Below are 11172 nucleotides of genomic sequence, written 5' to 3'. Positions count from 1 at the left end.
GACGACGGTCTGCAGCAGCCGCAGCTGGAGCGCGGCGGGCTGCTCGGACATCTCCTTGGCGGCCTCGGCGAGTTTCTTGGAGGCCTGGAGTTCGGCGTCGGCGTTGATGATGCGGGCCCGCCGCTCGCGGTCGGCCTCGGCCTGCCGGGCCATCGAGCGCTTCATCGACTCCGGCAGCGAGACGTCCTTGATCTCCACCCGGTCGATCTGCACGCCCCACCCGATGGCCGGGCTGTCGATCATCAGCTCCAGGCCCTGGTTGAGCTTCTCCCGGTTGGAGAGCAGGTCGTCGAGGTCGCTCTTGCCGATGATCGAGCGCAGTGAGGTCTGCGCCATCTGCGAGACGGCGAACTTGTAGTCCTCGACGTTGACGAGCGCCGCCGCCGCGTCGACGACCTTGAAGTAGACGACGGCGTCCACGCGCACGGTCACGTTGTCCCGGGTGATGCCCTCCTGGGCCGGGATCGGCAGCGTGACGATCTGCATGTTGACCTTGGCCAGCCGGTCCACGAACGGCACGATCATCGTGAACCCGGGACTGCGCACCTCACCGCCGAGCCGCCCGAGCCGGAAGAGCACCCCGCGCTCGTACTGTTTGACCACGCGCGCCGCGGACGCCACGTAGACGAGGCCGGCGGTTCCCACCGCCACGGCGGCCGTCACCAGCTCAGGGACCATGGTGACCCCCTGTGTGAGAGGTCTTTCTGTCTGCCCCTGCCACGATATGCCCGATGACCGGTCCCGGGCCACGAGGGGCCCCGGACCGGTCATCGGACGGTCATACGCCCGTGTGTCATACGGAAGGGGTCATGCCGCCGTCGTGACGCGCACCGGCTCGGTGCCGGCCGCGCTGTGCCGCTCCGCCCAGTTCTCCAGGGCCGTGCGGCAGGCGTGGTCCAGGTGGTGCAGGCCGGAGAGGTCCAGCTCCACCGGGCGGTCCTGGGGCAGCGCCTCCAGGTTGTCGAGGATCTTCGGCAGCCGCAGGAAGGTGGCGTTGCCCGTCAGGTGGACCTGGACCGGACCGGCGCCCTTGTCGACGATCTCGGTCTTGAGGTGCGAGGCCTCCCAGGCGGTCTTGGCCACGGACAGGGCCAGACCGATGAGCACGCCCTCGAACATGTTCACCGCGACGATCGACACGGCCGTGGCCACGAGGATCAGCGCCTCGCCCTTGTGACCGCGCCACAGTGCGGTGATCTGACGGAACGGGATCAGCTTCCAGCCCGCGTGGACCAGGATTCCGGCCAGGGCCGGGATCGGGACCAGCGCCAGGGCGGACGGCAGGGCGGCGGCGAACAGCAGGAGCCAGGCGCCGTGCAGCACCCGCGAGGCCTTCGTCCGCGCGCCCGCGGCGACGTTCGCGGAGCTGCGCACGATCACCGCGGTCATCGGTAGCGCGCCGAGCAGACCGCAGACCGTGTTGCCCACGCCCTGGGCGACCATCTCCTTGTCGTACTGGGTGCGCGGACCGTCGTGCAGCCGGTCCACGGCCGCCGCGCTGAACAGGCTCTCGGCCGAGGCGATCAGCGTGAACGCCACGATGGTGCCCCAGACGGCCGGGGAGGCCAGCTCGCCGAAGGCGTCGGCGCCCGGCACCTGGACGACCCCGAACAGGCCCTCCACCTCGACGGTGGCGACCGGCAGCCCGAAGGCGAGCGTGGCGAGCGTGGCCAGGACCACCGCGGCCAGGGCGCCCGGCACGGACCGCACCGCCTTCGGCAGCCGCTTCCACAGCACGATGACGGCGATGGTGCCCGCGCCGATCGCGAGCGAGGCCAGGGCCTCGCTGCTGCCGAGCGCGTCGGCGAACGCCCCGGGCAGGCCCGCGATCTTGCCGATGCCGGTCTGCGGGGCCTTCAGTCCCGCCGCCGCGTAGAGCTGCCCCGCGATGATCACGAGGCCGATGCCGCAGAGCATGCCCTCGACGACGGACACGGATATCGCCCGGAACCAGCGGCCTATCCGGAAGAAGCCCATGGCCAGCTGGAACAGGCCGGCCATCAGCACGATGACGCCGAGTGTGCCGACCCCGAACTCGCTGACGGCCTCGAAGACGAGCACGGTCAGACCGGCGGCCGGCCCGGAGACCTGGAGGCTGCTGCCGGGCAGGAACCCGGTGACGAGGCCGCCCACGATGCCGGTGACCAGGCCCAGTTCCGCCGGGACGCCGGAGGCGACCGCCACGCCGACGCACAGCGGCACGGCGACCAGGAAGACGACTATGGAGGCGAGGAAGTCCTGCCTCAGGTAGGGGTACTTGGTCGTCATCGCCGGGCTCACAGGGCCTTGAAGGCGTCGGCGGCGGGGTCGTGCGCCAGGACGGCGCCGGTGTGGACCTCGTAGAACCAGGCGTGCAGGGTGAGTTCGCCGTCCGTCAGCTTCTTGTCGATGTACGGGTACGAGCGCAGCCTCAGCAGCTGCGTCAGGACATGGCTCTGGACCCCCTCGGCGACGGTCGGGTCCTCGACCGTGCCCGAGGGGCGCGGGGTGGCGTGGGCGAGCCAGTCGCGCACCGCCGGTACGGCGTCCAGGTCGTCGCCGCGCACCAGGGCGCCGACGGCGCCGCAGTGCGAGTGTCCGCAGACCACGATGTCGCGGACGCCGAGGACCTCCACGGCGTACTCGATGGTGCAGGCCTCGCTGGTGGGGTGCTCGGAGGCGTACGGGGGCACGATGTTGCCCGCGGTGCGCAGCTCGAAGAGCTCGCCCGGGCGGGCGCCGGTGATCAGGGCCGGCACGACCCTGGAGTCGGAGCAGGTGATGAACAGCACCTGCGGGGACTGGCCTTCGGCGAGTTTGGCGAACTCCTCAGGGCGCTGTCCGAACGTACGGGCGTTGTCGATGAGGGGCTGCATGATGTGGCGTCTCCTCCTGGCGCGCCGTGGGGGGCGCGTCGGTGTGGGCAGGACAGGGTGGGGGAACTGCTCTGTTCTGCTCGGCTCTCTCAGCAGCGGAAGACCTGAAGTGCCGCCGGAGAGGGGGATGTCGAGGGTCTCGACAGACGAAGGGCGCGCAGCACGACCGGTTCGTGGCCGGACGCCGGGCGGTCGGCCAGGACCTGGCGCTCGGGCTCCTCGAAGGCGCATCCGGTGCTCGGGTGACGCTCGCGGGTGCGCAGGGGGCCGGTGGGGGCACCGGAGGGATCGCAGTGGCGGACCGTGGCCGACTCGTCACGCAGCGCCTTGCCGGAGGGGTTGGTTCCGGGCAGGTCCTTGGCCAGTGCGTGACGGGCCGTGTGCGCGGCTGCGAAGGAGGCGGTCGGCGCGAAGAACTGGAGGGCGAGCAGGAGGGCGGCGAGCAGGGCCACCGCGGACGAACGTGTCCTGCCTCGGAACATGCCCCTCCCTCCCCGCGCGCCACGGCTTTTGCATCGACCAAGGGATGGTCAATCACCGGTCAAGAAACACGTTAACCCTGCAAAGTTGTTTGCAGGGTTAACTCGACGTTTCCAGCGGAAGAGAGCCTGAAATGCGCTGCTGGGGTGGCCTGATCTAGTCGGTGGTGACGAGCCGCGCGCCGTCCCGGGCCAGGGCCGTGAGCCGGGAGATCGCCCGGAAGTACTTCTTGCGGTAACCGCCGTTCAGCATCTCCTCGCTGAACAGCCGGTCGAAGGCCAGCCCCGAGGCCACGACGGGTACCTCGCGGTCGTAGAGCCGGTCCGCGAGCACGACGAGCCGCAGCGCCGTCGACTGGTCGGGCACCGGCTCGACACCGGTGAGGCAGACCGCCCGCAGGCCGTCGGTCAGGGCGCCGTAGCGGCTGGGGTGGACCCTGGCCAGGTGGTCCAGAAGCCGCGGGAAGTCGTCGAGCGAGGCGCCCGCGGTGGCGTGGGCGGCCTGCGTCACCTGCTCCTCCGCGTACGGCGCCGGCGCCTCGGGCAGACCGCGGTGGCGGTAGTCCTCGCCGTCGATGCGCAGGGTGCGGAAGCGGGCGGACAGGCCCTGGATCTCGCGCAGGAAGTCGGCCGCCGCGAAGCGGCCCTCGCCGAGCTTGCCGGGCAGGGTGTTGGAGGTGGCGGCCAGGGCGACGCCCGCCTCGACCAGCTTGCCCAGCAGGGTGGAGACCAGGACGGTGTCGCCCGGGTCGTCGAGCTCGAACTCGTCGATGCACAGCAGCCGGTGGCCGGAGAGGGTCTGCACCGTCTTCTGGAAGCCGAGGGCGCCGACCAGGTTGGTCAGCTCCACGAAGGTGCCGAACGCCTTCAGCGCGGGTTCCGCCGGGGTGGCGTGCCACAGGGAGGCGAGCAGGTGGGTCTTGCCGACGCCGTAGCCGCCGTCGAGGTAGACCCCGCGGGGGCCGGCCGGCGCCTTGGGCGCCCTGGGCCTGCCGAGGCCGAGGAAGCCGCGCCTGCCGCCGCCGACCGCGTGCGCTCCGCCGAGCCCGGCCGCGAAGCCCTCCAGGACCCGCACCGCCTCGGTCTGGCTGGGCTGGTTCGGGTCCGGGATGTACGTGCTGAAGCGCACCGAGTCGAAGCGCGGCGGCGGCACCATCTCGGCCACCAGGCGGTCCGCGGGGACGTGCGGCTCACGGGCGCACAGGGACAGCGGGGCCGCGTCGGCTATCGCATCGATACCGGGAGCGGAAGGCATGGACGACACGGTTACCCATGCTAAGCGTCGTGGAACACTGCACGACATGCGACGCCTGTTCCCTGTGACCGACCAGACAGTGCCGACGGCCTCCGGCGGACGTGCCGGCGACCCGGACGACCGCGAGTGGAGCCTCGCCGAACTCGCCACCGCCTACGCCTACCCCGAGCCGTCGGCCGTCGGGCAGCGGGTGCCGTGGCTGCGGGCCAACATGGTCTCCACGCTCGACGGGGCGGCGCAGCACGACGGGAAGTCCCAGCCCATCTCCAACGCGACCGACATGCGGATCTTCGGGACGCTGCGGGCGCTGGCCGATGTCGTGGTCGTCGGTGCGGAAACGGTCCGTCAGGAGGGGTACCGGCCCGCACGCGCGCGTGCGGAGTTCGCGGCCGCCCGGACGGCGGCCGGGCAGGCGCCGGCGCCCGCGATCGCCGTGGTCACCGCCAGCCTTGACCTGGACTTCTCGCTGCCGCTGTTCGCCTCGCCGCTGGTGCCCACCCTGGTCCTGACCGGCGCCGCGGCCGCTGCGGAGCGGGTGGCGGAGGCGGAGAAGGCCGGGGCGCGCGTGGTGATCGCCGGCGACGGCATGGGCGTCGACCCCGGCCGCGCCGTGCGGGCCCTCGCCGAGCTGGGCCACACCCGGCTGCTGACCGAGGGCGGGCCGCGGCTGCTGGGCCAGCTGGTGGCCGCGGGCGTGCTGGACGAGCTCTGCGTGACGGTGTCGCCGATGCTCACGGCCGGGGACGCCCAGCGCATCGCCGGCGGTCCGTCGGTTCCGGTTCCGCAACGTTTCGCGCTGGTCTCCCTCCTGGAGGAAGAGGGGTTCCTGTACGGCCGCTACCAGCGCACCTGATATTCGTTCAGCGGTGCCGATGGTCCCGGAAACGACGGAATCTCCCGTTCCGCTTCGGTTCCGGCGGGCACACTGATTTTCGCAGTCCCCGTGACACGACGGGGCAGGATGGTTTCCGCAGAAGGGGCGCCCCGTTGTTCACAAGCGTATTGATGATCGAGAAGGCCCTGACGTCCGCAGACGTGGAGTTCGTCACCGGCTTGCACGGGGACGAGCAGGTGCTCTTCCACGTGCTGCTCCAGCCCCGCGGCGATCAGGCGGACCGCCTGCTGCGGGCGATCGACGACGTGGCGCTGGGCGAGCTGGACGAGGCCGCCCGGGAGCGCGAGGTGCCCGAGGGCGAGGCCGCGCGGCCCTTCGGCGAGCGGGCCCTGGAGGTCTCCCTGCAGGCGCTGCGGGTCTCGGGCAGCGAGGCCGAGGGCCGGCTGATCGAGGACCACCCGCTGGACGCCCTGAAGACCCTGGTCGACGAGGTGAACGCGGACGAGGTGATCGTCCTCACCGACCCGCACTACGTGGAGGAGTTCTTCCACCGCGACTGGGCGTCGAGGGCGCGCCACAAGGTGGGGGTGCCGGTGCTGAAGCTGTTCTCGCACAGCAAGGCCTGAGGCTCACCCGACCGCCGGGACGGGTGCCGTAGGACGGGTGCCATAGGGTTGGGTGGCTCACAGTCCGCCGTACCCCAGGAGACACCGCATGGCACCCGGCCTTCCTCCCGCCATGGACCGACCGCACTTCATCGGCATCGGCGGCGCCGGGATGTCGGGGATCGCGAAGATCCTGGCGCAGCGCGGGGCGAAGGTCGCCGGCAGCGACGCCAAGGACTCCGAGACCGCCGCGGCGCTGCGGGCGCTGGGCGTGACCGTGCACATCGGGCACGCGGCCGGGCACCTCGCCGACGACGCGAGCTGTGTCGTCGTGTCGTCGGCGATCCGTCAGGACAACCCGGAGCTGGCCCGCGCGGCCGAGCTGGGCGTCCCGGTCGTCCACCGGTCCGACGCGCTCGCCGCGCTGATGGAGGGCCTGCGTCCGCTCGCCGTCGCCGGTACGCACGGCAAGACGACCACCACGTCGATGCTGGCGGTCTCCCTGTCCGAACTCGGCCTCGACCCGTCGTACGCGATCGGCGGCGACCTGGACGCCCCCGGTTCCAACGCGCTGCACGGCGAGGGCGAGATCTTCGTCGCCGAGGCGGACGAATCGGACCGCAGCTTCCACAAGTACGCGCCCGAGGTCGCCATCGTCCTCAACGTGGAGCTCGACCACCACGCCAACTACGCGTCCATGGACGAGATCTACGAGTCCTTCGAGACGTTCGCCGGACGGATCGTGCCCGGCGGCACGCTGGTGATCAACGCCGACCACGAGGGCGCGCGGGAGCTGACCCGGCGGCTGGCCGGCTCGGTGCGGACCGTGACGTACGGCGACGCCGAGGACGCCGACGTCCGCGTGCTGGCGGTGCGGGCGCAGGGCCTCAAGAGCGAGGTCACCGTCCTGCTCGGCGGCGAGGAGCTGACCTTCACGGTCTCCGTGCCCGGTCGGCACTACGCGCACAACGCCGTGGCCGCCCTCGCCGCCGGCGTCGCGCTGGGCGTCCCGGCCGCCGAGCTGGCCCCCGCGCTGGCCGCGTACACCGGGGTGAAGCGGCGGCTGCAGCTCAAGGGCGAGGCGGCCGGCGTGCAGGTGATCGACTCCTACGCCCACCACCCGACCGAGATGACGGCCGACCTGGAAGCCATGCGCGCGGCCGCCGGCGGCTCCCGCATCCTGGTCGTCTTCCAGCCCCACCTGTTCTCGCGGACGCAGGAGCTCGGCAAGGAGATGGGGCAGGCGCTCGCGCTCGCGGACGCCTCCGTGGTCCTCGACATCTACCCGGCCCGCGAGGACCCGATCCCCGGGGTGACGAGCGAGCTGATCATCGAGGCCGCGCGGGCCGCGGGCGCGGACGTGACGGCGGTCCACGACAAGGACGAGGTGCCGGCGGTGGTGGCGGGAATGGCGAAGGCCGGTGATCTCGTTCTCACCATGGGCGCGGGCGATGTCACCGACCTCGGCCCGCGCATTCTGGACCGTCTCGCCAAGTAAGGGGCTGAGCTTCATGTCGTACGACGTCGAAAAGCCGGACGAGCAGTGGCGTGCGGAGCTGACCCCGGCCGAGTACGCGGTCCTGCGGCAGGCCGCCACGGAGCCGGCGTTCACCGGTGAGTACACCGACGCCAAGACCAAGGGTGTCTACTCCTGCCGGGCCTGCGGCGCCGAACTGTTCACCTCCACCACCAAGTTCGAGTCGCACTGCGGCTGGCCGTCCTTCTACGACCCGAAGGACTCCGACGCGGTCGAGCTCATCGAGGACCGCACGCACGGGATGGTGCGGACCGAGGTGCGCTGCGCGCGCTGCGGATCGCATCTCGGGCACGTGTTCGAGGGTGAGGGGTATCCCACGCCCACGGACCAGCGGTACTGCATCAACTCCATCTCGCTGCGGCTGACGCCGGACGAGAGCTGAGATCACGGCCGGCGGCAGGGCCGACCCCGCCGCCGGCTCACAGCACCTTGCGCTGCACCAGCACCGACAGCAGCAGCGCGCCCGGCAGCAGCGGCAGCCAGACCGTGAGGACGCGGTAGCCGACCACCGCCGTCGCGGCGAGCTCCACGGGAGCGCCGTAGGCGCCGGAGAGCGTGAACACCAGGGCCGCGTCGACCGGGCCGATGCCGCCGGGAGCCGGGACGGAACCGACCGCGGTGCTCGCGGCCAGGAACCCGAAGGTGACCTGCGCCCAGGTCAGCGGCAGCCCCAGCGCGGCCCCCACGCAGAAGATCACCGTCGCCTGGAGCACGGGTGCCGCCGCCGCGCCGCCCCACAGGGCGAGGACCCGGGCGGGACGGCGGTGCAGTACCCGCGCGTCCGTCAGCGCGGCGCGGGCGCACTCCAGGACCGGGCGGCGCAGGGGCGGCACGGTCGTCGCCAGCACGACGGTCGTCACCACGGCCAGCAGCGCCCCGGACCCGACCAGAGTCGACGTGCGGCCGTCCGGCAGGAGGGCGCCGAGGTGCAGCAGCCCGGGCGAGGCCAGCAGGAAGGCGAGCAGCACCAGCGTCTTCGCGACCGGCCGCACCAGCGAGTACAGGGCCAGTGAGGCGGTCGCGCGGGCGAGCGGGACGCCCTGGCCGCGCAGGAAGCGCAGGGTGACGGCGTGGGCGCCGAGGCTCGCCGGCAGGACGTGGTTGGCGGCGCCGGCCGCGAACTGCGAGGCGATCAGCAGCCCCGTCGGCAGCCGCTCGGGCAGCGCGCCCTGCCGTACGCACGCGGCCGACAGCCAGGTCAGGCAGGTGAAGAACAGCGCGGCCAGCATCCACTGCGGGTCGGCGGACCCGAGCCGCACGGTGCCGTCGGACACGGTCCGCCAGTCCACCGCCGCCCAGACCCCGAGCAGGACCAGCGGCAGCAGGACGAGCAGGCGGCGGAGCAGACGACGGGGGACGGGGAGGGTGCCGGTGAGGGGAGCGGGGGAGACGGCGGCCGGGGCGAGGGCGGGGGCGGCGAGCGGTCCGCGGGGTTCGTCGAGCGGGGGTGGGGGCACGGCGCACGTCGTCCTTTCACGTCGGCCCCGGACCGCGGCGCGGCACGGGGCGTGGCGGGGGCGAGGCGGAGGGGACGGCGGAACCGTTCCCGCCCGGCGTGACGGGGTGGTGTCCGGAAGCCTAAGCGAGGCGGGCGAACCAGCGACGCCGCAGACATGGCGGACATGGCGGACAGGGGGGACACTGGCCCGAGGGCGACCCGAGGACGACCCGTCCCGTGAATCAATCATCCAGTTAAGGGTTGACTTCTGGATGATTGAGTCAGAAGAATTCTAGAGGTGAGCTCCGCGCACATCTTCGAGACCCAGTCCCCGTCTCCCGTCTCCTCCGAGCTGGACGAGGCGGTGCACCGCTGCCTCGTCGCCGGTTTCGAAGGCACCACGACCTTCCCCGACACCCTCAAGCGGCTCATCGACCGCGGGCTCGGCGGAGTCGTCCTCTTCACCCGCAACGTCCGCGACGCGGAGCAGGTCCGCGAGCTGACCGACGCCCTGCGGGCGCTCCGGCCCGACCTGCTCGTCGCGATCGACAACGAGGGCGGCGGCATCGGCCACCTGGTCACCGCGGGCGCCCCCGACGTCCCCGGCTCCTACGCCCTCGGTGTCGTCGACGACCCGAACCTCACCGCCCGCTGCGCGGACGCCCTCGCCGGTCACCTCGCCACCCTCGGCGTCACCGCCTCCTACGCCCCCGTCGCCGACCTCCAGCACCATGCGCGCAACCCCGTCGTGCGCACCCGCTCCTTCGGCGCCGACCCCGAACTCGCCGCCCGTCATCTGCGGGCCTGGATCGCCGCCACCGAGGCCCGGTCCATCGCCTCCTGCGCCAAGCACTTCCCCGGCCACGGCGGCACCGAGACCGACAGCCACCACGACATCGCCGTCGACCCGCGGCCGTACGGCGAACTGCTCACCGATCTCGAACCGTTCCGCGCGGCCGTCGCCGCCGGGGTGCCGATGCTCATGAGCGCCCACGTCGTCTACCCGGCGCTCGACACCAACCGCCCCGCCACCCTCAGCCGCCGCATCATCGGCGACATCCTCCGCCTCGACCTCGGTTTCGAAGGCGTCCTGGTCAGTGACGCGCTGGAGATGAAGGCGATCGCCGACCGCTACGGCGAGGCGGCCGGCGCCCGGATCGCGCTCGCCGCGGGCGCGGACCAGGTCGTCGTGGCCGTACCGGACCTGGAGGTCTCGCTCGGCTGCCGCGACGAGGTCCTGGACGCGGTGCGCTCCGGCCGGCTGGCCGAGGAGCGGATCACGGAGGCGGCCGGCCGGGTGCGGCGGCTCGCCGAGCGGTACGCCGAGCCGGTCGCCGGACCGGTCCCCGCCTGGGACGCCGGGGCCGGGGCGGAGGCGGCCCGCCGCGCGGTACGGGCCCGGGGCGTGCCGCCCCCGGTGCCCGGCGCCCACCTCGTCGACCTCTTCCCCCCGCCGCATCCCGCCCTCAGCTGGGGCGGCGAGGACCTGCTGAGCGAGCTGCGGCAGGCCGACCCCACGGCGGGCGGCACCGCGGTCAGCGGGGAGCCGGCCGACCCCGCCGCCCTCGCCGACGGCATCCTGCGCATCTCGGCCAGGGCGCCGCTGGTCGTCGCCACCTGCGACGCCGGACTGCACCCCTGGCAGGCCCGGCTGCGCGACGCCCTGCTGGCCCGGCGTCCGGACGCGCTGCGCGTGGACACCGGGCTGCCGGAGGGCGGCGCCCTCTGCTCCTACGGGCGCGGACGGGTCAACCTGCGGGCCGTGGCCGAGGTGCTGGCGGGCGTCTGAGGGCGGTCCGTCGGGGCAGCCGTACGGTTCTGCCGATGCCCCGCGCCGCCGAGTGACCGGCGTCGTCGCCCGCCCTCCGTGCGCCGCCGCGTCCACGCCTCCCCGGCCCGAAGAGGATCCCAACGGGTCTTGTCCTCGCTGAATGTGTCAACCACCATGGCCGGTAATGAGTAGCGATTTGAACCAAGCCCTGGGTGAGGCGGCACCTCGGCCGGGCCCGGCAGGGCCTTCGGACGGGGCGCGAGCGCTGGTGGTCGGCCTCGACGCCGGCGGCACCCGCACCCGTGCCGTGCTGGCCGACGCCGCCGACGGCCGCGCCCTCGGCGAGGGCGCCGCCGGTCCGGGCAACGCCCTGACCGTCCCGCTGCCCCGGCTCACC

Annotated in this window: 11 protein-coding genes and 1 pseudogene; 6 read left to right on the top strand and 6 right to left on the bottom strand. The window is 72.8% G+C overall.

All coding sequences use genetic code 11. The features are described from left to right. The 5 genes from M8J74_RS41910 to zapE all read right to left on the bottom strand — a co-directional run. Positions 1–678: slipin family protein (locus M8J74_RS41910; RefSeq protein ID WP_249841419.1), on the bottom strand; the 678-nt coding region annotated here is incomplete at its 3' end. 129 nt (positions 679–807) lie between these two features. Continuing rightward, a complete protein-coding gene (locus M8J74_RS41905) occupies positions 808–2268 on the bottom strand; it encodes a SulP family inorganic anion transporter (protein ID WP_249841418.1) in 1461 nt (486 codons plus the stop codon). Between the two features lie 8 nt (positions 2269–2276). Beyond that, positions 2277–2855 (bottom strand): carbonic anhydrase, encoded by a 579-nt coding sequence (locus M8J74_RS41900; protein WP_249841417.1) that lies wholly within the window; start codon positions 2853–2855, stop codon positions 2277–2279. Between the two features lie 89 nt (positions 2856–2944). Then, a complete protein-coding gene (locus M8J74_RS41895) occupies positions 2945–3337 on the bottom strand; it encodes a hypothetical protein (protein WP_249841416.1) in 393 nt (130 codons plus the stop codon). A 154-nt stretch (positions 3338–3491) separates the two neighbouring features. After that, a complete protein-coding gene (gene zapE, locus M8J74_RS41890; RefSeq protein ID WP_372500431.1) occupies positions 3492–4598 on the bottom strand; it encodes a cell division protein ZapE in 1107 nt (368 codons plus the stop codon). 37 nt (positions 4599–4635) lie between these two features. On the opposite strand from zapE, the gene M8J74_RS41885 reads away from it, so the two are divergent. From M8J74_RS41885 to msrB, 4 genes are all read left to right on the top strand, one after another. Next, positions 4636–5442, top strand: coding sequence for a pyrimidine reductase family protein (locus M8J74_RS41885; protein WP_249841414.1), 807 nt, complete (start codon positions 4636–4638; stop codon positions 5440–5442). A 134-nt stretch (positions 5443–5576) separates the two neighbouring features. Further along, positions 5577–6050 (top strand): indole-3-glycerol phosphate synthase, encoded by a 474-nt coding sequence (locus M8J74_RS41880; RefSeq protein ID WP_249841413.1) that lies wholly within the window; start codon positions 5577–5579, stop codon positions 6048–6050. An 88-nt stretch (positions 6051–6138) separates the two neighbouring features. Next, a complete protein-coding gene (gene murC / locus M8J74_RS41875) occupies positions 6139–7527 on the top strand; it encodes a UDP-N-acetylmuramate--L-alanine ligase (protein WP_249841412.1) in 1389 nt (462 codons plus the stop codon). Positions 7528–7540: 13 nt separating this feature from the next. Beyond that, positions 7541–7948, top strand: a complete 408-nt coding sequence (gene msrB / locus M8J74_RS41870) for a peptide-methionine (R)-S-oxide reductase MsrB (RefSeq protein WP_249841411.1) — start codon at positions 7541–7543, stop codon at positions 7946–7948. A 37-nt stretch (positions 7949–7985) separates the two neighbouring features. Here msrB and M8J74_RS41865 read toward each other — a convergent pair whose 3' ends face one another. Next, the gene (locus M8J74_RS41865; RefSeq protein WP_249841410.1) at positions 7986–9023 is read right to left on the bottom strand and encodes a lysylphosphatidylglycerol synthase transmembrane domain-containing protein; all 1038 of its coding nucleotides are present in this window, start codon (positions 9021–9023) and stop codon (positions 7986–7988) included. A gap of 279 nt (positions 9024–9302) precedes the next feature. Between M8J74_RS41865 and M8J74_RS41860 the strand changes: the two genes are divergently transcribed. Beyond that, a complete protein-coding gene (locus M8J74_RS41860; RefSeq protein ID WP_249841409.1) occupies positions 9303–10793 on the top strand; it encodes a glycoside hydrolase family 3 N-terminal domain-containing protein in 1491 nt (496 codons plus the stop codon). A gap of 166 nt (positions 10794–10959) precedes the next feature. Next, positions 10960–11172 (top strand): annotated as a pseudogene (locus M8J74_RS41855) (ATPase); the annotation flags it as partial.

Origin of the sequence: Streptomyces panaciradicis, assembly GCF_023516615.1 — a bacterium.
GTDB lineage: Bacteria > Actinomycetota > Actinomycetes > Streptomycetales > Streptomycetaceae > Streptomyces > Streptomyces panaciradicis.
This window is presented reverse-complemented; position numbering and strand designations above follow the sequence as displayed.

Coding starts and splice junctions, on each gene's coding strand:
- M8J74_RS41905 (WP_249841418.1), bottom strand. CDS start 2,268: ATGACGACCAAGTACCCCTACCTGAGGCAGGACTTCCTCGCCTCCATA.
- M8J74_RS41900 (WP_249841417.1), bottom strand. CDS start 2,855: ATGCAGCCCCTCATCGACAACGCCCGTACGTTCGGACAGCGCCCTGAG.
- M8J74_RS41895 (WP_249841416.1), bottom strand. CDS start 3,337: ATGTTCCGAGGCAGGACACGTTCGTCCGCGGTGGCCCTGCTCGCCGCC.
- M8J74_RS41885 (WP_249841414.1), top strand. CDS start 4,636: ATGCGACGCCTGTTCCCTGTGACCGACCAGACAGTGCCGACGGCCTCC.
- murC (WP_249841412.1), top strand. CDS start 6,139: ATGGCACCCGGCCTTCCTCCCGCCATGGACCGACCGCACTTCATCGGC.
- msrB (WP_249841411.1), top strand. CDS start 7,541: ATGTCGTACGACGTCGAAAAGCCGGACGAGCAGTGGCGTGCGGAGCTG.